Below are 21105 nucleotides of genomic sequence, written 5' to 3'. Positions count from 1 at the left end.
GTCCGATCCTTTTTTATTGCTGCTACCGCGCTGTTATTGGTCGATAGCGAGCCAGACCGCCTTCGGCTCAGTGAAGTTTTCAATCGCGACGTCGCCGTGTTCGCGGCCGAAACCCGAATCGCCGGAACCGCCCCACGGCAGGCGCACGTCCGTGTAGCCGTACGTGTTGATCCAGACGGTGCCGGCTCTGAGATCTCGCGCCACGCGATGCACGCGGCCGATGTCCGCGCTCCACACGCCGGCGGCGAGGCTATACAGAGTGCCGTTGGCAATACGTATCGCGTCGGCTTCGTCGTCGAAGCGGATCACGCTCGCGACTGGTCCGAAGATCTCCTCCTGCGAAATACGCATTTCATGTTCGACGTTCGCGAACACCGTCGGCTCGACAAAGAAGCCGCGCTCGCCGACGCGCGCGCCGCCCGCCACCAGCGACGCGCCTTCCGACCGCCCCGCATCGACATAACCGAGCACGGTCTTCATCTGCGCCGCGGAAATGAGCGGCCCCATCGACGTTTCGCGCAGCGACGGGTCGCCTACCTTGATCGACTTGGCTCTTGCGGCGAGACGCTCCACCACTTCGTCGTAGACGTCGCGATGCGCGAGAATGCGCGAGCCGGCCGAGCATACCTGGCCCGTGTTGAAGAAGATGCCTGACGCCGCGGCTCGCACCGCGTTGTCGAGATTCGCATCAGCGAAAATCAGGTTCGCCGATTTGCCGCCGAGCTCGAGCGTGACACGCTTGAAATTGCCCGCCGCGCCTTGCAGAATGCCGCGCCCCACCGAAGGTGATCCAGTGAACGTGACCTTGTCCACGCCCGGATGCGCGACGAGCGCGTCGCCCACCACGCGTCCCTTGCCTGTGACGATATTCAGGACTCCCGGCGGTAAACCCGCTTCGAGCGCGAGTTCGCCGATACGCAATGCGGTGAGCGGCGTGATCTCCGCGGGTTTGACGATGAGCGTGCAGCCGCACGCGAGCGCCGGCGCGATTTTCCACATGCCGATCATCAACGGGAAATTCCACGGCACGATGGCTGCGACCACGCCGACCGGTTCGCGGATCGTGTAAGTCAACGCGTCGGGGCGAACCGGCACCACCTGGCCGTTTATCTTGTCGCACCAGCCCGCGTAGTATTCCAGCGTATCGATCGCGGCGGGAATGTCCTGGCGCATGACCGCGGCAATCGGCTTGCCTGCATCGAGACTTTCGAGCGCGGCGAGTTCGTCGAGATTCGCGCGCATCAGGCCTGCAAGCCGAGCCAGGATGCGACCGCGCTCGGCCGCCTTGATGCCGTTCCACACTTTCAGCGCGGCACGTGCTGCATGCACGGCCGTGTCGACGTCGGCGGCGCTGCCCTGCGCAACGCGCGCAATCGGCTCTTCGGTGGCGGGATTGATGTCGACAGAATATTCGCCTGTGCCCGGCGGCAAACGTTTGCCGTCGATCAGCAGGTCATGGCTCACGAGGTCGGTCATCATGAATCTCCTTGCATTGGATGTTGCGTGGGCTGATAGCAGCAGGTCGGTCTGGGGAAGACCGATGCGGGCAAGCGCTGCGCGCCGCTACGGCTCGTGAAGCTCCGCGCCGCTGCGCGCAGCGACCAGCCGCGAGGATTCGGGGGAAGCTGTGCTCGGGACAGCGTCCGCAGCCGGCTTCGGGCTTGCGGCTAGGCTGACGTCCGCACTCGCGCTACCCGAAGACGCACCAGCATGCTCCGCGAACTGCGCCCATGCGGCCGCGGCATTCGGCCTGAGCGAGCGGTTGCGGCGATGCACGAGCAGCGTGGTCAAGGTCACTTCGGGCCCAAGAGGCCGGCTCACGAGGGATTCGCCGACAGTGGGCCAATGGGCGTCGACAGGCAGCACGCCGACACCGAGCCCGAGTTCGACCATGCGCAGCACGGCCGCGACGTGCCCGAATTCCTGCACCGGGCGCCGCTTCAAACCATTCACACTGAAGGCGCGCGCAAGCGCCGCGCGCACACCGGCGTCTGCGTTCAGGGTGACAAGCGACCAGTCCTGCAATGCGTCCCACGCGACGCTCGCGTGACGGGCAAGAGGATGCGTCGGCGGCATGACCGCATGCAGCGGTGTGCTGAACACCAGTTGCGCATGCAACTGATCGTTGGCGAGAGGCTCGGCCAGCGAGACCACGCCGAAATCCACCTCGCCGTGCTCGACGCTCGCAAGCACACTGCTTTGCGCCTGGTCTTGCACGGTAACGAGCAGTTCCGGAAAAGCAGAGGCGCAACGCGCGAGCCCCTGCGCGACCCAACTGGACGACAGCACGGGATTGCTCGCCAGCACCACCACGCCGCGGTGCCCTTCATACGCGGCCCGCTCTTCGCGCAAGGTCAGATCGATTTCATCGAGCAGGCGGCCAATTCTTCTTTCGAGGCTCGCGCCGGCATGCGTCAGTTCGACCTGGCGCGTCGTGCGGTCGAACAGTTTCAGTTCCACCGCATCTTCGAGCTCGCGCACGCAACGGCTCACCGCGGACTGCGTCAGATCCAGGTCGCGTGCCGCGCGCGTGAAGCTCCGTTCACGCGCGACGGCGACAAACACCCTGAGTTGCTGCAGCGAAACATTCATGACGTCACGGCCGGGGTGCGAGCGGCTCGCCGGCCTATTCGCCGGTTTGCTCGGGCCAGTGGCTCAGGCGCGAGGCCTTGCCGTTAGCAGCGACAGCGAGCACGCCGGGCTGCGGCTCGTCCTGCGAGTGGATCCAGCGCGAGCGCATCGGCGCGAGGATGAACTTCGCGGACACGCCGGCCGCAATCGTGATCACGGCGGACACCGTGAACACGAGACTCCATCCGCCGGTTGCCGACAGCACCGATGCAATCGGCACCAGCAGCGAGGCCGTGCCCTTCGCCGTATACAGCGTGCCCGCATTCGCGGCCGCATACTTGCTGCCGAAGGTGTCCGCGCAGATCGCCGGGAAGATCGAGAAGATCTCGCCCCAGAAGAGGAAGATCAACGCGGCGAACGTCATGAACGCATACGGGTTCGTGCCGTATTCCATCATGCCCAGCAACGACAATCCTTCGCCGATAAAAATCAGGAACATGGTGTTTTCACGGCCGATCTTATCGGAGATGAAACCGCACAGCGGGCGCGTAAAGCCGTTGCAGATGTTGTCGATGGAAAGCGTGGCCGTGAGCAGCGGCAGCGTTACACCGAAGATCGTCATCGGAATGCGTGCGAGGCCCCAGTCTTTGGCGATCGGGCCGATCTGCGCGGTAGCCATCAGGCCGCCGGCTGCGACTGCGACGAACGACACATAGATCACCCAGAACACCGGTGTCCTGATCATCTGCCCGGGCGAGAGGTCGACCTTGGACACGGAGAACTTCTTCTTCGCCGGCGTGTGCTGACGCAGAACCGGTTTTACCAGCAGCATTGCAAGCAGCAGAATCGCGACGCCTTGCAGGATGCCGAAAAAGAAGAACGTGTGCTCGTAGCCCGAACGCGTGATCATGTTCGCGATAGGAATCACCGTGACCGCTGCACCCGCGCCGAAACCAGCAGCCGTAAGGCCAGCGGCGAGGCCGCGACGGTCCGGAAACCATTTCAGCGCATTGCCGACGCATGTGCCGTACACGCCGCCCGCGCCCATGCCCGCAATCACCGAGGAAACGTAAAGCATGGGCAAGGTGGTCGCGTATGAATTCATCACCCACGCGACACCCGCGCATATCGCGCCGCCCGCCACCACGGGCCGTGGACCGAACTTGTCGACGAGCCAGCCCTCCAGCGGCACGAGCCAGGTTTCAGTGAGGATGAAGATGGCAAACGCCAGTTGAATCGAGGCTTGGCCCCAGTGATGCCGCGCGTCCATCGGTGCGACGAACAGCGTCCATGCGTACTGCAGATTCGCCACCAACGCCATGCACACCATGCCGATGACGAGCTGCCACCAACGGTTCGCCCAGAATACGCGGGCCGTGGTCTGTTGAGTGATATCGTCCATGTGCCTTGTCTCCGCAATTATTTAGTGCAGCCGGCCAAAGCGCCGTGCTGTATGTGTCCCGCCTTATCGTTATGACCCGCAAAGCCTTGCGATCGGGGAATCTTTATATTTGAGTCTTTAAAGCACTTCCTTTAAAGAGCGCTTTATCCGTCGCCTTTTTCGAAGTTCTTAATTCCGACTAATGCGGCTTTTCTTCTTCTTTTCCGCCATCCTGCCCTTCGTCCCGCCACGCCTGAAATCCAGGCGTTAACCCGAGTGTGGTGCCGGCAGCTTCTTATGTTTACAACTCATGCTAGGGTCATTGCTGAATTACTAATAATTAAAGTTTGTTATTATGTTGATTCATATTTGCTTATACATCGGTCGTGACGATGCGCAATGCCACGCTGCGTCAATTGAAGGTGTTCGAAACCGTGGCGCGCCACCTGAGCTTTTCGCGCGCCGCGGAAGAGCTGCATCTCACGCAGCCCGCGGTCTCCACCCAGGTGCGTCAACTCGAGGAGCACGCCGGTCTGCCGCTCTTCGAACAGCTCGGCAAGAAGATCTACCTCACGCCGGCCGGCACTGAAATGCTGCACTACAGCCGCGCAATCATTCAGCAGTTTCACGAAGTCGACGAAGCGATGAGCCAGTTGAAGGGCGTCTCCGGCGGCAAGCTGAATGTCGCGGTGATCAGCGCCGGCGACTACTTCTTTCCGCGGCTGCTTGCCGAATTCACGCGGCGCTATGCGGGCGTCGTGCTGAACCTCGCGGTGCACAATCGCGAGGAGCTGCTCCATCAGCTTGCGACCAACCAGACGGACCTGGCGGTAATGGTGCGTCCGCCGCATGAAATGGACGCGACCAACGAACCGTTCGCGCCGCACCCATACGTGATCGTGGCCGCGCCCACGCATCCGCTCGCGAACAAGCGCAACATCCGCTTCAGCCAGTTGGCGAACGAGGCCTTCATCGTGCGCGAGCGCGGCTCGGACACGTGGAATTCGATGGAAGAAGGCTTTGCCGGCCGACTCTCCAATCTGAAGATTGCGATGGAGATCAAAAGCACGGAGACAATCAAGCAGGCGGTGATCGCAGGCATGGGCATCGCCTTTTTGTCTGCACATACGATCAGCCTCGAGCTGCAACTCGGCCACCTCGTTGTGCTCGACGTCGAGAGCTTTCCGGTCATGCTGAACTGGTACGTCGTTCATCGCAAGAACAAGCGCCTGCCGCCGGTTGCCGTCGCCTTCAAGCGTTTTCTGATGGAAGAAGGTGCGAGCCTCATCGAGAACATCACACGTGTGAAGGAATTGAGCGTCTATAAGCAATAGGCTATGGAAATCCAATAAAAGTTTAACTATTGCAAATTGTTCAGTACTTCTATGCTGCAAGCGAGTTCCATCACTTGTCAGCCCAGGAGGCCGATCATGAACCACGCTTCGGTTGCGACTCATGCCAGCGCACGCACTACACGTGCTTCCGCCGACCATCCAAACGACCCGCATCTGAGCGCCTATAACGCGGCGTTCAGCGACCTCGGCCTTCGCTTTCGCTGGGACCACGCGACGCTCGACGTCCTCAGCGAGTTCAACAGCGAGGCTGCGCGCATTACCGCTTACATCGAGCGGTTCCATGCACATCTTCATCGCGCCTATGACCCCGACTTCCTCGCGCAATTGATCCTGCAGAAGAAAGCGCAGTATTTCAGCGAATTCGCCGCGTTGGGCGAGTAAGCGGATCGGCGGGAAGGCGTTCCCGCCTGTCGTGCTGCGAGCGGCCGCGGCCGCTTCTGTCCATGCAGGGCGATAGGCCAGCGTGCTGCCCGCAGTGATCGTCGGATCTGGCTTCATGATTGTCGGCTCACCGCTAGTCGTTTGGAAAGGCGGCGCGCCGCGCATGGGTGAATGCTCCGTTGCCTGATTTCGTTGTTATGCCAGCGCGGGCCGTGACGGTATGCTGCCGCGCGCACCATGCCGCGCACGGCGGCGCTCTCTGGCGCGTCGTCACCCCACTTCATCGCCATGCGGCCGCGCGTGCCGTGCGCATGCGCATGTCGTTTCATATGCGCCTTCGAGTAAGCGCGGCTCAGCGTCACATGTACCCCTATCGACGAAGCCAGGGCGCTCATCGCGAGTAACGCGGCGAGCCCGAACGGCTGCGCCGCTTCCGTGGCGAAGCCATAGCCGAGCCATGCGCACAAGAGCAGCGCGAGCACATTGACCGCGTCGTGCCCGGGGCGTGCCGTTACGCGAAGCGGCAACACGCCGCGCAGTTTGCAGAAGGCGACCGCCGATGTAGCGAAGATCAACGCGCCGACAAAGACCGCCGCATAGAGTTCTATTCGCTCGAGGATCGCGAGATTCGGCTGATTGCCCGGCCACAGATAGCGCGCGACGCCAACGGACACGATAGATAAGCCCATGCCGCTCGCGAGCAATGCAACGAGCGCGGGTCGTCGCGTGAGATTGCGCCGTCTCACGAGCCATGCACCGGCTGCGGCCCCGGCTACCGTCGCGAACACGAGGCCGTCGCTGGCCCCAAGGCCGGCCGCGAACACACCGGCAAACCCGGCCGCCGGCGCGGCGGCGTGCCAGTAAGCTCGCGTCTGTGGCGCTGCACTCGCTCGCGGCCATACAGGCAGTTGCGCGAGCGCCGCGAACACGGAACCCAGCGCACAGGCCAGCAACGCAGCACATGCCACCGTCAGCGCGACGAACAAACCCAACCAGACGCTACCCTCAGACGCTTGCGGCACGCGTACTCCTTCCGTGTTGTGGCGCCCGCGCGAGCTTGTGGCTCGCGGGCCGGCCATCGTTCAAACGGGTCCCGGCGTTTCGGCTGCAACCACTAGCGCGGCATTCAACGTATTGCTAAGCGTGCCGATTCCGTCGATGGAAACCGACACCGTCGCGCCATCCCTGATCGACCCGACACCCACCGACGTGCCACATGCAATCACATCGCCGGGTTCCAGCGTCAGGTCCTGCGAAATGAGGCTCACCTGCTCGGCCGGCGAAAACACCATGTCGGAGAGCGGATAGTTTTGCCGCTCGACGCCGTCAAGCATTGTCATGAGATGCGCGCTTCGCCAATCAAATCCGGAAACGATCGCCGGTCCGATGCAACAAAACGTATCGAAGCCCTTTGCGCGGCACCATTGCGGAAAGTGCGGATTCTGGTTGAGCAGATCGGCAGCGGTCACGTCGTTCACAAGCGTGTAACCGAAGATCGCGTCGGCAGCTTCTTCGACACTTGCATCGCGGCAGCGCCGGCCGATGACGATGCCGAGCTCACCCTCATAGACGATCTTGCCTCCGTAGCTCGCGGGGCGCCGGATCGGTTCGCCCGAGCCGATCACCGAGCCCGCTGGTTTCAGCAGAAAGAGCGGATGCGTGGGCACCGGCTTGTCGAGCTTCGCGGCGAGCGCGTGAAAGTTGTTCCAGAGCGCAACGATCTTGCCAGGCGCGCAAGGTGCGAGCGGCGTTAGCGCACGCGTCGACAACACGGCGCCGGTCGGCACCGGCTGGTCCAGGCTTTCGTACTCGTGCAGATCAGCACCTTCGACGCGGCCGAATACCACACCGCCGTCGTTGGACATGAAACGCATCCACGTATCCATACGCCGCTCCTCGAGCGCTTCGGCACGATCTTCTTCGCGGCTCGCAATCGCCGGTGCAACACGATCGGCGATGCGATCCATACTCGCGAAGAAAACCGTGCCGCCTTCCGTTTGATGCGTCAGATCAGGCCGGCGCCGCGTGCCCACTGATACTTCGCACCGAGCACCGCGACCGGAATCTCCGTCGAATACGCGTACGCAGGCACACCGTGCGCGTACAGGTATTCGGCGGCTTCTTCCACCTGCACGTCGCCCGCGAGCGACGCGACAATCGGCTTCTCGATGCCACGCGCTTTCATCTCCTCCTTCACCTCGACGACGAGACGCGCGAATACCATCGGCGGCGTGATGATGGTGTGCCAGTAGCCAAGAATGATCGCGTGAATGCGCGGGTCCTCGAGGCCGAGACGGATCGTGTTCTGATACGTCGAGGGCGGCTCGCCACCGGTAATGTCGACGGGATTGCCCGCCGCGCCGAACGGAGGAATGAACTTGCGGAATGCGGCGTCGAGATCAGCGGGCATCGTCATCAGCGACAGACGGTTGTCCACGCAAGCATCGGACAGCAGCACGCCGGAGCCGCCTGCGCCGGTGATGATCACCACGTTCTCGCCCTTCGGCGTCGGCAGCTTGGGAATGCCGCGCGCGAATTCGAGCAGATCGCGCAGCGAGCGGGCGCGAATCACGCCGCATTGCTTGAACACGTCTTCATAGATGCGATCGTTGCCGGCGAGCGCGCCCGTGTGCGAACTCGCCGCACGCGCACCGAGACTCGTGCGGCCGGCCTTCAGCACCACCACGGGCTTCTTCTTCGACACGCGCGCTGCCGCTTCCGCAAATGCGCGGCCATCCTTCAGGTCTTCGCAATGCTGCGCGATGATGTCCGTGTTGTCGTCCTGCTCGAAGAAGGTCAGCAGATCGTCTTCGTCGATGTCGGATTTGTTGCCGAGGCCGACGATAGCCGACACGCCCATCTTCGCCGAACGCGAGAAGCCGATGATCGCCATGCCGATACCGCCGGATTGCGACGACAGCGCCGCCTTGCCCTGCACATCGTACGGTGTGCAAAACGTCGCGCAAAGGTTCTTCGGCGTGTAGTAGAAGCCGTAGATATTCGGGCCCATCAGGCGGATATCGTATTCGCGCGCAATCGCCACGATTTCCTGCTGGCCTTCAACGTTGCCGGTTTCGGCGAAGCCAGAAGGAATCAGCACAGCACCCGGAATGTGCTTCTTGCCCACTTCGGTCAATGCGCCGGCAACGAACTTCGCGGGAATCGCAAACACGGCGACGTCGATATCGCCCGGCACATCCAGCACGCTCTTATAGGCTTTGTGGCCCATGATCTCGTCGGCTTTCGGGTGGATCGGATAGATCTCGCCCTGGTAGCCGCCGTTGATCAGGTTCTTCATCACCGAGTTGCCGATCTTGCCCTCTTCCGCCGATGCACCGATTACCGCAACGCGATCGGGCTTCATGATGCGGTTCATTTGCCGCACGATGTCTTCCTGGCTTGGACGATAACGCTCCACCGGCGGGGAGAAATCGAGCACGATGCGCACGTCAGCGGCAATCGCGCCGCGCTTGCTGGCAAACACCGGGTTCAGGTCCAGCTCTGAGATTTCCGGAAAGTCGGAAACGAGCCGCGACACGTTTTCGATCAAACCGGCAAGCGCCTCGCGGTCGACCGGTTCGCCGCCGCGCACGCCCTTAAGCATGTCGGCAGCGGCGATGCCGTCGAGCATCGAGCGGGCATCGTCGCGCGTGGCCGGGGCAAGACGGAAAGTGATGTCCTTCAGTACTTCGACGAGCACGCCGCCAAGACCGAACGCCACCAGCTTGCCGAACGACGGATCCGTCACCGCGCCGACAATCACTTCCTGGCCGCCGCCGATCATTTGTTGCACCTGCACGCCGAGCAGGTTTGCCTGCGCGTTGTAGCGCTTCGCGTTCTCCATGATGGTGGTGAATCCTTCCACCACGTCCGCAGCGTTCTTCACGCCCACGAGCACGCCGCCCGCTTCGGTCTTGTGAAGGATTTCCGGCGAAACGATCTTCAGGACCACCGGAAAGCCGATCTCCGTGGCGAATTGCGCTGCTTCGGCCGCGGTCGTGGCAAGCGCTTCTTTCGGCACCGAAATGCCGTAGACGTCGCACACCAGCTTGCCTTCAGGCGCGGTCAGCGAGTTGCGGCCTTCCGCTTTGGCGTGGTCGAGAATGTGCCGCACGACGTCCTTGTTGGCGACCTGAGCACGGTCGTCCGGCGTATGAGCGGTGCCGCGTTCTTTCAATGAGAGCGTGTCTTCGTATGCCATGTCCTGCCGTCTCCAATGCGGTTTCGAAAGGGCGCCGCCCGGCACTGCGCTTGCCTGACCGGCAAGCGGCGGGCGGCCTTGCACTACGGTTTTTCTGCGGATTCGGTACGCCTAGATGGCGCCGGCGGTGCGCAATGCGCTGATCTGCTCGGGCGAATAGCCCAGTTCCGCCATGACTTCGTCGGTATGTTCGCCGAGCAGCGGCGAACGCGTGACTTCGGTTGGACTATCGGACAGTTTGATAGGATTCCCAACTGTCAGGTACTTTCCTCGCGTAGGATGATCGACTTCGACAATCGTGCCGGTCTTACGCAACGAGGGCTCTTCGGCAATCTCCTTCATCGACAGAATCGGCCCGCATGGAATGTCGTACTTGTTGAGTATCTGCATAGCCTCGAACTTGGTCTTGGTCATCGTCCAGCGTTCGATCTCCGCGAAAATGTCCTTCAGACGCGGCAGGCGCGCAGCAGGCGTCGCGTAGTCAGGGTCGGTCGCCCACTCTTCCTTGCCGATCACGTTGCAGATCCTGGCCCACACCGGCGCCTGCGTGATGAAGTAGATATACGCGTTGGGATCGGTCTCCCAGCCCTTGCATTTGAGAATCCAGCCCGGCTGCCCACCGCCCGATGCATTGCCCGCGCGCGGCACCGCTTCGCCGAACTTGCCGTTCGGGTATTGCGGATACTCCTTCATCACGCCGGTGCGTTCCAGCCGCTGCTGATCGCGCAGCTTCACGCGGCACAGATTGAGCACGCCGTCCTGCATCGCGGCGAGCACGCGCTGTCCGCGGCCCGTTTGCGTGCGTTGATACAGCGCGGTGACAATGCCGAGCGCGAGATGCAAGCCCGTGCCGCTGTCGCCGATCTGCGCGCCGGTCACGACCGGAGGGCCGTCGTCGAAACCCGTGGTGGAGGCCGCGCCCCCCGCGCATTGCGCAACGTTCTCGTAGACCTTGCAGTCCTCATAAGGACCTGGGCCGAAGCCTTTGACCGACGCGACGATCATGCGCGGATTCAGCTCCTGAATGCGTTCCCACGTGAAGCCCATGCGGTCGAGCGCGCCCGGCGCGAAGTTCTCGACCAGCACGTCGCATTTCTGGATCAGCGCCTCGAGTACCTGCTTGCCCTCGGGGTGCTTGGTGTCGATCGTGACAGAACGCTTGTTGTGGTTGAGCATCGTGAAGTACAGGCTGTCCACGTCGGGAATATCACGCAGTTGCTCGCGCGTGATGTCGCCGGCGCCGGCCCGCTCCACCTTGATTACGTCCGCGCCGAACCACGCCAGCAGTTGCGTGCAGGTCGGGCCCGATTGAACATGCGTGAAATCGAGAATGCGCACGCCGTCGAGTGCTTTGCCCATGTCGTGTCTCCTAAGGTGTCCGTATTACTTGTACATGGTCTGATTCTTGGTGCCCGGCGCATACTCGCGCGGATCGACCCAGATGTTCACGACCGCGGAACGGCCTGTGCGATGAATCGCTTCGCGCGCACGCTGCAATGCGCTTGCGATCTGCGCGGGGTCGCGCACTTCCTCGCCGTAACCGCCGAGCATTTCGGCGAACTTGCTGAACGGCACGTCGCTCAGCAGATTGCCGACGTTGCCGCGCTCGTCGCCGTATTTGGCGAGCTGGCCGTAGCGGATCTGGTTCATCGCCGAGTTATTACCGATTACCACGAGGTACGGCGCGCCGAAGCGGTTGGCCGTCTCCATGTCGAACGCGGTCATGCCGAATGAGCCGTCGCCGTAATAGCACAGCACTTCCTTGTGCGGATGCGCAACCTTGGCGGCGAGCGCAAAGCCGGTACCGACGCCGAGCGAGCCGAGCGCGCCCGGGTCCATCCACTGCCCGGGGCGACGCGGGCGCACCGCTTGCGCGGAAATCGTCACGACGTCGCCGCCGTCGCCGATGTAGATGGTGTCGTCGGAGAGAAACTCGTTGAGCTCGTAAGCGACGCGGTACGGGTGGATCGGCGTGTTGTTCGACTTGAAGAGCGGCATCAGCTTTTCAGTCGCCGTTGCTTCGGCGTCCTGCAATTGCGCCATCCACTTGCGGCGCGCCTGGCGCTTGTCGTCCTTCAGGCGGCCGCTCGCGGCTTGAAGCACCGCCGCGAGGATCGCGCCCGGATCGCCGACGAGACCCAGGTCGATATCGCGGTTCTTGCCGACCGTCCGGTAATCCATGTCGATCTGCACGAGCGTCAGTTCCTTGCTGATGCGCTTGCCGTAGCCCATGCGGAAGTCGAACGGCGTGCCGACGACGATCAGCACATCCGCATTGGCAAACGCCTGCGAGCGTGTGCGGTCGAAGTGATGCGGGTCACCCGGCGGCAGCAGGCCGCGGCTCGCGCCGTTGAAGTAGCCCGGAATGTCGAGGCCGCGCAGCAGCGCGATCGCTTCTTCATGGCCGCGCGCGGTCCAGACCTGCTGTCCGTACAGAATCGCGGGACGCTCGGAATTCACGAGGATGTCAGCCAGCTTCTCGATATCGCGCGGGTCGCCAATCGACTTGGTCGACGCACGATAGTGACCCGGCTGCGGCACGACCGCGCGCGTCAGTTCCACTTCGCGGTCCAGCACGTCGCGCGGAATTTCGAGGTAGGCGGGACCAGGCGCGCCGTTGAAGCACTCGCGGGCGGCCATCGAGATCATGTCCGCGACGCGCTCGGTGCTCGAGACGCTGGCGGCGAACTTGGTGATCGGCGCCATCATGTCGACGTGCGGCAGATCTTGTAGGGAACCCATCTTGTGCTGCGTCAGCGCGCCTTGGCCGCCGATATGCAGCACCGGGCTCTCGGAGCGGAACGCCGTCGCAATGCCGGTCACCGCGTTGGTGCAGCCGGGGCCGGCCGTCGTCACCACGCAGCCGAGCTTGCCGGTCTGGCGCGCATAGCCGTCAGCCGCGTGCGCCGCCACCTGCTCGTGGCGCACGTCGATGATGCGAATCCCTTCGTCCACACAACCATCGTAAATATCGATGATGTGTCCGCCACACAGCGTGAAGATCGTATCGACGCCTTCGTTCTTCAGCGCCTTCGCGACCAGATGGCCGCCGGAGACGACGCCGGCGTTGCGCGTCTTCTGCTTGAGCGTGTCTTCCGCTGTGGTGCTGCCCGTGGCTGGGTTCAGGGATGAAACAACTGCGGACATGGTCGTCTCCTGTCTATATCGACCGGCGCGGGCGCTGTGGCGGATACGCCGGTTCCATGCTTTAGCATCGATGGGAGTTCGCGCTTGCTGCGCTTACCCCGCGTCCCATGAAAAACCTGCTGCCTGTCGGTTCTCTGAACGCCTTCCGAGAATGCGCTGCCGGCTTTGTTCACATACGGTATGTGATATATCAGTTTGAGGCAAGAACGATTTCGCGTTCCCGATAAAGCGGTCGTTTCTGCTGCAACCCTTGCTAGCAGAGGCAAGACGGTTGTTCCGACGTCGCCTGGCCACCGCTGCAAGGGAAAACACTGAACGCGGTACGTAGACGTTCATTGTTGATATATCACATACCACATTTCAAACGACGTCAAGCGCGGTATTTCCCTACGCGGCGCGAATCCAGACGAAAAAAGCCCGCGGTGCGTAACACCGCGGGCTTTTTGCCTGCGCTACTTTGAACTGCAGTGCTCGCCGGAACCGGCGGCCGAGACCTACTCAGCGGTCAATCGAGAAAATCGCAGTTCTTCTCGACGAAGGCCGCGAGATCAAGCGAATGCTGGCGCGTCAGACGCTCTGCCAGTTCGGTATCACGCTTCTCGAGCGCCTCGATGATACGCAGATGGTCAACAATCGAGCGCGACGCGCGATCGCTTTGCGAGATGGTCATGCGCCTGATCGCGCGCACGTGGATAAAAATGTTCTTGATGGTGTCGAGAATGATCTGCGACTTCGACAGTTCGACGATCGCCTGGTGAAACGCGATGTTCGCGTCCGAATATTCGGCGATGTGCTCGGCCGGCGTGGCGTCGCGGAAATTGTCGAACATGTGCCGCAGGCGGGCGATTTCCTCGTCAGTAGCGCGCTGCGTGGCGAGCCGGGCAGCCATGCTTTCAAGGGCTGCCCACATGTGAATCATCTCGACGATTTCGCGCTTGCTCTTGCGCACAATATAAATGCCGCGGCGCGGCACCATGCGCAGAAAGCCTTCCTGCTCGAGCAGCGTCATCGCCTCGCGCACGGGCGTGCGGCTTACGCCAAGCGTTTCGCTCAGCACGCGTTCGTCCAGGCGGATTTCTTCGCGCGTCTGGTAAATGTCCGCGTCTGCGATAGCCTGGCGAAGCATTGCATACGCCTGATCGCGCAAGCTCGCGCTTGCGCCGATAGGCTGCAACGACAACGTCAAAGGTGTTGCCACCGCTTCAGTTTGAAGTTCCGACGACATTCATCGCCTCAGGTTGAACATGCATACGATAAGGCGCCACCGCTGCCTCGCGCTGCTGGTCGAGTCCGACGAAGCGGCCATGTTGCGCTGCAAGTTGCGCGACAGACTGCGGAATCCAGCGAGCCATGAGAACCGTGGCGGCACTACCCAAGCCAACAACAGCGGCGGCGAGCAGCGAGAGAGGAACAAATTCCATTTGTAGCTCCAAACGATTGAGTGAACGAATGACTCAATCATATGCTGCATTGCCGCAAAAATCAATATTCGGTATGTAGTATATCAGTGACTGTTGTTTCTGAATCATATCTTACGGTAGCATGCGCCGCGTCGTCTCGCCTGCCCTAAGCCAATGCGCGTGGCGCTCGGTGTATACGCTAGAAACGCGCGCTATGCGCGCACGAGCGTCCGGCTATCGCGCAATTTTCGCTCTCCGCCAATTGTGGGATAACGCTCGCGTCACTTAATCTTCCGCACATCCTGCAACCGTCAGCTACGCAGCGAGCCGCCCCCGCCGGGCCACGCGCGCCAACAGGGACCGCGCGGCTGATCGCCCGCAGCATTTCGAAAATCCCAAGGAGACACCCGTCATGAGCACTACCGTTTCGCCGGCCGCAGCAACCGACCCTCGCACGGCGCGCAGCCGGGCACGCAAAGCGGCGCTGGGCAGTTTCGTCGGCGCAGTCGTCGACTGGTACGACTTTTTGCTGTACGGCATTGTCGCGGCACTGGTCTTCAACTCGGAGTTCTTCCCGAAAGTGAGCCCGGCAATGGGGACGCTCGCGGCCTTCGCGACGTTCGGCGTCGGCTTTCTGTTCCGGCCGCTCGGCGGCTTCGTGTTCGGCCATTTCGGCGACCGGCTCGGGCGCAAGCGCATGCTGGTGCTCACCGTGATGATGATGGGTCTGTCCACCGCCGCTATCGGCCTGCTGCCGTCGTTCGCGACCATCGGCTGGCTGGCGCCGGTGCTGCTCGTCACGCTGCGCGCGATCCAGGGCTTTGCGGTCGGCGGCGAGTGGGGCGGCGCGGCGTTGATGGCGGTCGAAAGCGCGCCCGAAAAGAAAAAAGCGTTCTACAGCAGCGGCGTGCAGGTCGGCTATGGCGTAGGCCTCGTGCTCGCGACGGGTCTGGTCGCGCTGATCAGCCGTTCGATGGACAACGCGTCGTTCATGAGCTGGGGCTGGCGCCTGCCGTTCCTCTTCAGCGTAGTGCTGGTGCTGATCGCAATGTGGATTCGCTCCAGCATGGAAGAGTCGCAGGAGTTTGTGGAAAAGGTCGGCGCGCACGGTGAACGCCGCGTTCGCCTGCCGATCGTCGAAGCATTGTTGCGCCATCCGAAAGCGTTCCTGCTCATCATCGCGCTGCGTCTTGCCGAGCTGTTCACGATGTATATCGTGACCGCCTTTGCGCTGAACTATTCGACGGCGAATCTGCACATGCCCCGCGAATTCTTCCTGACCATCGGCTTGCTGGTCGGCGCGGTGAGCTGCGTTACGATTCCCCTCTTTGCGATGCTCGCCGACCGCTTCGGCCGCCGCCGCGTGTATATCGTCGGCGCGCTCGTCGGCATGTTCAGCGCCGTGCCGTTCTTTCTGGCCCTCGAAGCACGCTCGACCGTGTGGATCGTCGTCTTTGCCGTGATGCTCGCGAACATCGCCCATGACATGGTGGTAAGCGTGCAGCAGCCCATGTTCACCGAACTCTTCGGTACCGAGTATCGCTACAGCGGCGCGGGCGTCGGCTATCAGGTGGCGAGCGTGGTCGGCGGCGGGTTCACGCCGTTCATTGCGGTTGCGCTGGTCAGTTTTGCCGGCGGTTCGTGGCATCCGGTGGCGGGCTATCTCGCGATCGGCTGTCTGATCTCGGTGCTGGTCGCCGCGAAAATGAAGACCGGGCGCACCGTCTGACTGAAAGACTGACGGCGGTTTGGAAAGGCCGGCGTGGCGATGCTGCCACCGCCGGCCTTTTTGCTTTACTGCTCCGCTCAGGCTACGTGACGCCGCGTGCACGACCAGGCGTGAGCACGGCGCCCAACCCGGCATTTGGGATTCGCGGACGCGATCCGACAGATCTGCGTCGCATTTCCTCGGGCAATGCCTTATGCATTTCTATCTCATATTGCCAACCCCAGTCCGCCGCCCTATCGTTCGACCAGGCAAGTTCCTCTTGGAGCTTGCGCACGTTCATATGAAGCCCAGCCGCATATATGAGCGCCGCATCACCTAGCAATTGTAACGCCGACACACTCAAGCATTCGGTCTGATGCGCCGATAACAAAGACTTCGCTTCCCGGGAGACCGACCATGAGCAGCATTACCGAGCCGCAGCACAATCGAGGCTCAGCACCATTCTTTTCGAAAGAAGCCACCATTGCGAAACCGGGGTTTTCGCGCTGGATGGTTCCCCCCGCAGCACTCGCGGTTCATCTCTGTATCGGCCAGGCGTATGCGTTTTCCGTGTTCAACGGCCCGTTGACCAAGGTTATCGGCATCACGCAATCCGCTCCTGACGACTGGTCGCTCACGTCGCTGGGCTGGATCTTCTCGCTGGCTATCGTATTCCTCGGTTTGTCGGCGGCATTCGCCGGCAAGTGGCTGGAGCACGTCGGCCCGCGCCGCACCATGTTCACCGCGGCTTGCTGCTTCGGCGGCGGCTTCCTGATTTCCGCGCTGGGCGTGTACCTGCACCAGATCGCGCTGCTGTATCTCGGCTACGGCGTGATAGGCGGGATTGGACTCGGCCTCGGCTACGTTTCTCCGGTCTCGACGCTGATCCGCTGGTTCCCGGACCGCCGCGGCATGGCGACCGGCATGGCGATCATGGGCTTCGGCGGCGGCGCGATGATTGCGGCGCCGCTCTCGGTCGCGCTGATGAACCACTTCAAGAGCCCCACCAGTATTGGCGTGGCCGAAACGTTCATCGTGCTCGGCATTGTCTATTTCATCTCGATGTCGATTGGCGCGCTGGCCATTCGCGTGCCGCCAGCCGACTGGAAACCGGCCGGCTGGACGCCGCCCGCGACCTCACAGCAAAAGATGATCACGCGTAACCACGTGCACATCGACCAGGCTCTGAAGACGCCGCAGTTCTATCTGATCTGGCTGATACTGTTCCTGAACGTGACGGCCGGCATCGGCATTCTCGGTCAGGCCTCGGTGATGATCCAGGAGAGCTTCAAGGGCACGGTGACGGCCGCCGCCGCTGCCGGCTTCGTCGGCCTGCTGTCGCTGTTCAACATGGGTGGCCGCTTCGTGTGGGCATCGGCTTCGGACTGGATCGGCCGCAAGAACACCTACTTCATCTTCTTCGCGCTGGGCGCGGTACTGTACTTCCTCGTGCCGAGCTTTGCCGCGTCCGGCCAGATGGCGCTCTTCGTGCTGTCCTACTGCATCATCCTGACCATGTACGGCGGCGGCTTTTCCACGGTGCCCGCATATCTCGCAGACATGTTCGGCACGGCATTTGTCGGCGGCATTCACGGACGCCTGCTGACCGCCTGGGCCGCAGCCGGCGTGGCCGGCCCGGTGCTGGTCAACTACATCCGCGCGTATGAAGTCGCGCACGGTGTCGCGAAAGCCGACGCCTACACGATGACGGTTCACATCATGGCCGTGCTGCTGGTGATCGGCTTCATCTGCAATCTGTTGGTCAAGCGTGTGGACGACAAGCATCACATGACCGACGCACAAGTCGCCAAAGGCGCATAAGGAGACTCGCATGTCGACCGTTGAACCCGTGCACCCGACCAACAAGGCCAAGATCGCCATCTTCTGGCTGTATGTGATGGTTCCGCTGGCGTGGGGCGTATACAACACGCTCTCGCAAGCAATGAAGCTGTTCCAGTAAGCGCATGCGCGCCCCGCTTTTACAGCGGGGCGCCTTCAATCCGCCGTCGACGGTTCTCGCCGGCTGGCTCCCCTACCACTGATACGCAGCGCCGGCGCCCACCGACGTGGTCACCGAACTGATGCCCGCGCTAAGCTTCACCTTGAAGTTTTGCGCGACGCGCGCCGACAGGCCCACTGCCACAGCCTGATACCCCATGTAGCCCGCCGTGCCTACGCCGATTGCGAGGTTCTTCGTCGCGTCGACTTCCGGGACCATGTTCATTGCCATTGCTGACGCCGCGCCGGCATACGCGCGCCGCGCCAGGTCGCCCATGCCGCCCTGGAACTGCTGCATATTGACCGCATCGCCCGGCGCATGCCCGGCGGCCAGGTTCGTGATGCGGCGTTCGTTGCCGCTCGAGCCCACCGAAACTGTGTTCGGCTGATCCGCCACCGAGCCTTCGCCAAGCGCGACGCTATTCGCAGCCGACGCCTTCGCTCCGCCGCCGAGCGCCAGAGAACCATTGCCGCTCGCCTGCGGCGCGCTCGCGGAACTGCTCACAGCCACATAACTGTTGCCGTTGGTCGCATAGTTTTTGACGGTCTGGTCGATGCTGCTGATCTGCTGGTTGGTTTGCCAGAGTTGCGCGCCGGTTACCGCATCGCTGCTCGTGGCCGACACTTCGCCGTTCTTCAGATTGGTCAACTGCACAGCCGGCCCGTTCGCCGCCGTGCCGCCGAGCGTCACCTTGTCGTGCGCGGTGCTGTCGTATTGCACCGCATTGACCACCGTCCCGTTGATGCGGCCAACGGTGCTCTGCAGACCCGCAATGTCGTTGCTGTTCTGTGTGACGCGGCCGTCCAGATTGCTGAGCGCGCCGCCGACGCTGTTCACCACCTGCCCGCCCACCTTGTAAGCAGGCGCGCTTACCGAGCCGTCCGCATTCACCGTCGAGCCGCCGCCGAGCGCCGTCGCCGTGCTCGCTGCCTGCGCGAACAGTTGTGAACCGTTGACCGCGTCGGTGCTGGTTGCGTTGAGCGAGCCGCGCCCGACGCCGGTCACGACGCGGTTGCCCTGCGTGCCCGCCACGCTGATCGAGCGGCCGTCGGTCGTCGCGCCGATCCTGATCACGCGCGAAGCCGGGTCTTGCGTCACGACGCCGATGCCGCCTTTCTCGACGTTCTGCTGCAATGTCGCGAGCCCGTTGTCGAGCGAGTCGAGCGCATCGCCGACGTTGTTTTGCGTGCCGTGTTGCACGTGATACGAGGGCCCGGTGACCGTGCCGTCGGTATTGATCTGCGCGCCGCCGCCGAGCGCCGCGACCACAGGGCTGAACTGCGCAAGATTGATCGCAGAGGTGTCGGTCAGACCTGCCGCGACGCCGGTCAATTGACGCGCGCCGCCGGTCCCCGCCAGATCGACGCGCGCGCCGTCCGCGCCCTGCCCGATGCTGATCACACGCGAAGTCATGTCTTGCTGGACGAGCCCGATCTCGCCGTTCGTGATCTGCTTTGCGACATTCGTCAGATTGCCCTCAAGCGCAGTAGTGCGCGTGTCGAGGCCGGCGATCCTGGCTGTATTCGCGGTCGCGCGCTGGTCGAGCTCTGCGATGTCGGTTGCGCTGCTGGTGACGCGCCGATCCAGGCTCGCGATGCTGTCGCTGTTCTGCGCCACCATCTGATTGGTCGCGAACAGCTGGCCACCGTTCACTGCGTCCGCGCTGTCGCTCGCGAGACTCGCGGCGCGCACGTTTGTCACGCGGACCGGCGCGCCGGCGTTGCCGAGCGTCATCAGATCGCGCGTCGAGGAATCGTACTGGACGGAATTGGCCGTAGCCGCTGCAATCGTCGACGCGCTCGCGGCCGCACTTGCCGCGGTACTCGTTGCAACACTGGTGTTGACGGCCGCGGCGAGAGCCGACCCGACGTCGCTATACGTATTTCCGCCTATGGTGTAGACGGGCGCCCTGGCCGTGCCGTCCGGATTCACCGCCGAGCCGCCGCCGAGCGCCGCCGCCACGCTTGCGGCATTGTTATAAAGCTGCGCGCCGTTGACCGCTTCGGTGCTCGACGCGCCGATCGCGCCGCGCGACAGTCCGGTCAGAGTGCGGGTGCCATTGAGGCCAGCCACGTTCATCCGGATACCCGTTGACGACGATGCAACCATAATGTCGCGCGTGGCGAGGTCCTGCCTGACGAGGCCAATGCTGCCCGACACGACCTGCGACTGCAGCGTCGCAATGCCGGTGTCGAGCGAGCTCAGCGCCCCGCCGACAGTGGTTTGCGTGCCGGACTGCAAGTAGTACTTCGGGCCGACGGTCGAGCCGTTCGCGCTCACCGAGGCGCCGCCGCCGAGTGTCGACACGACCTGCTTGAGCTGCGCAACGTTGACCGCTGACTGCGCAGTCGTCCCGGCCGCGACGCCGAGCAGTTCGCGCGGACCGCCGGTTCCGCTAAAGTCCACGGACGCGCCGTCCGTGCCCTGCCCAACGGTCAGAGCGCGAGTATCCGGATCCTGTCGGATGAGCCCTATCTGGCCGCTTTCGATGTTGCCTGCCAGGTCCGAGATGCTCGCCGCATTCTGCGATACCGCGTCGTTCGTGGCGTGCAGTTGCGCGCCGGTTACCGCGTCGGAGCTGTAAGGGTTCAGCGCACCCGCCGCGACGTTCGTCACCCTGACGGGCGTGCCCGGATTGCCGAGCGTCGCAACGTCGTGCGCGCCGCTATCGTAGAACAGCGCGTTCGTGACATCCGGGCAGCCGGCGGGGGCGCACTCCTGGGCGCCAGCCGGCTGCCCCAGCGCGAGCGCGCCGAGCAGGCCCGCGGCTACAGCGCCCAGCGCCCGGCATACCGAAGCGCATCTGACGCCCCCGCTTCTGGTTACTTCCGATGCTGCCACATATACGCGTCTTGCTTCGTTCCATACCGCTTTATAGGTCTTGTTCAACATTCCTCCCACTCTTTATCCACGATCTCTTGCCGGGATTTTTCTTATGTCATCCTAAGTATCTTGCGGACGA

16 protein-coding genes are annotated in these 21105 nt (G+C 62.8%); 5 read left to right on the top strand and 11 right to left on the bottom strand.

What is annotated here, in order from left to right:
- Nucleotides 1-33: 33 nt before the first annotated feature.
- From A3AC_RS0126720 to oxlT, 3 genes are all read right to left on the bottom strand, one after another.
- Complete coding sequence (locus A3AC_RS0126720) at nt 34-1476, bottom strand: aldehyde dehydrogenase family protein (protein WP_156924672.1); 1443 nt, start codon at nt 1474-1476, stop codon at nt 34-36.
- Nucleotides 1477-1563: 87 nt separating this feature from the next.
- Nucleotides 1564-2592 (bottom strand): LysR family transcriptional regulator, encoded by a 1029-nt coding sequence (locus tag A3AC_RS0126715; RefSeq protein WP_025602489.1) that lies wholly within the window; start codon nt 2590-2592, stop codon nt 1564-1566.
- Between the two features lie 34 nt (nt 2593-2626).
- A complete protein-coding gene (gene oxlT, locus A3AC_RS0126710) occupies nt 2627-3973 on the bottom strand; it encodes an oxalate/formate MFS antiporter (RefSeq protein WP_025602488.1) in 1347 nt (448 codons plus the stop codon).
- 365 nt (nt 3974-4338) lie between these two features.
- Here oxlT and A3AC_RS0126705 point away from each other — a divergent pair, with 365 nt between their 5' ends.
- Together A3AC_RS0126705 and A3AC_RS0126700 are read left to right on the top strand one after the other, a co-directional pair.
- The gene (locus A3AC_RS0126705) at nt 4339-5286 is read left to right on the top strand and encodes a LysR family transcriptional regulator (protein WP_025602487.1); all 948 of its coding nucleotides are present in this window, start codon (nt 4339-4341) and stop codon (nt 5284-5286) included.
- Nucleotides 5287-5382: 96 nt separating this feature from the next.
- Nucleotides 5383-5688: a hypothetical protein gene (locus A3AC_RS0126700; RefSeq protein ID WP_025602486.1), complete on the top strand. Its 306-nt coding sequence runs from the start codon at nt 5383-5385 to the stop codon at nt 5686-5688.
- 113 nt (nt 5689-5801) lie between these two features.
- Here the strand turns inward: A3AC_RS0126700 and A3AC_RS0126695 are convergent, their stop codons facing one another.
- The 7 genes from A3AC_RS0126695 to A3AC_RS0126665 all read right to left on the bottom strand — a co-directional run bounded on the left by A3AC_RS0126695 (nt 5802) and on the right by A3AC_RS0126665 (nt 14457).
- Nucleotides 5802-6710 carry an NAD(P)(+) transhydrogenase (Re/Si-specific) subunit beta gene (locus A3AC_RS0126695; protein ID WP_025602485.1) on the bottom strand — a complete coding sequence of 303 codons (909 nt, stop codon included), beginning with the start codon at nt 6708-6710 and terminating at the stop codon, nt 5802-5804.
- A 60-nt stretch (nt 6711-6770) separates the two neighbouring features.
- Nucleotides 6771-7574 carry a fumarylacetoacetate hydrolase family protein gene (locus A3AC_RS0126690; protein WP_025602484.1) on the bottom strand — a complete coding sequence of 268 codons (804 nt, stop codon included), beginning with the start codon at nt 7572-7574 and terminating at the stop codon, nt 6771-6773.
- A 119-nt stretch (nt 7575-7693) separates the two neighbouring features.
- Complete coding sequence (locus A3AC_RS0126685) at nt 7694-9889, bottom strand: acetate--CoA ligase family protein (protein ID WP_025602483.1); 2196 nt, start codon at nt 9887-9889, stop codon at nt 7694-7696.
- A 111-nt stretch (nt 9890-10000) separates the two neighbouring features.
- The gene (gene frc / locus A3AC_RS0126680; RefSeq protein WP_025602482.1) at nt 10001-11248 is read right to left on the bottom strand and encodes a formyl-CoA transferase; all 1248 of its coding nucleotides are present in this window, start codon (nt 11246-11248) and stop codon (nt 10001-10003) included.
- Nucleotides 11249-11272: 24 nt separating this feature from the next.
- Nucleotides 11273-13036, bottom strand: a complete 1764-nt coding sequence (locus A3AC_RS0126675; RefSeq protein ID WP_025602481.1) for a thiamine pyrophosphate-binding protein — start codon at nt 13034-13036, stop codon at nt 11273-11275.
- 505 nt (nt 13037-13541) lie between these two features.
- Complete coding sequence (locus A3AC_RS0126670) at nt 13542-14261, bottom strand: GntR family transcriptional regulator (protein WP_013341769.1); 720 nt, start codon at nt 14259-14261, stop codon at nt 13542-13544.
- Nucleotides 14239-14457 (bottom strand): hypothetical protein, encoded by a 219-nt coding sequence (locus tag A3AC_RS0126665; protein ID WP_025602480.1) that lies wholly within the window; start codon nt 14455-14457, stop codon nt 14239-14241. The genes A3AC_RS0126670 and A3AC_RS0126665 overlap by 23 nt, the downstream gene beginning before the upstream one ends.
- Nucleotides 14458-14848: 391 nt before the next feature.
- Here A3AC_RS0126665 and shiA point away from each other — a divergent pair, with 391 nt between their 5' ends.
- From shiA to A3AC_RS0126650, 3 genes are all read left to right on the top strand, one after another.
- Nucleotides 14849-16165: a shikimate transporter gene (shiA, locus tag A3AC_RS0126660; RefSeq protein ID WP_025602479.1), complete on the top strand. Its 1317-nt coding sequence runs from the start codon at nt 14849-14851 to the stop codon at nt 16163-16165.
- 396 nt (nt 16166-16561) lie between these two features.
- Nucleotides 16562-17965 (top strand): L-lactate MFS transporter, encoded by a 1404-nt coding sequence (locus A3AC_RS0126655; RefSeq protein ID WP_025602478.1) that lies wholly within the window; start codon nt 16562-16564, stop codon nt 17963-17965.
- Nucleotides 17966-17975: 10 nt separating this feature from the next.
- Entirely contained in the window at nt 17976-18104 is a 129-nt protein-coding gene (locus tag A3AC_RS0126650) for an MFS transporter small subunit (protein WP_025602477.1), read from the top strand.
- A 72-nt stretch (nt 18105-18176) separates the two neighbouring features.
- On the opposite strand, the gene A3AC_RS0126645 is transcribed toward A3AC_RS0126650, so the two are convergent.
- Nucleotides 18177-21035, bottom strand: a complete 2859-nt coding sequence (locus A3AC_RS0126645; protein ID WP_025602476.1) for a YadA-like family protein — start codon at nt 21033-21035, stop codon at nt 18177-18179.
- Nucleotides 21036-21105 lie beyond the last annotated feature (70 nt).

The sequence above is a fragment of the Burkholderia sp. WSM2230 genome (genome assembly GCF_000472445.1).
GTDB lineage: Bacteria > Pseudomonadota > Gammaproteobacteria > Burkholderiales > Burkholderiaceae > Paraburkholderia.
The sequence above is the reverse complement of the archived record's forward strand: the minus strand, read 5'-3'. Positions and strand labels throughout refer to the sequence as shown.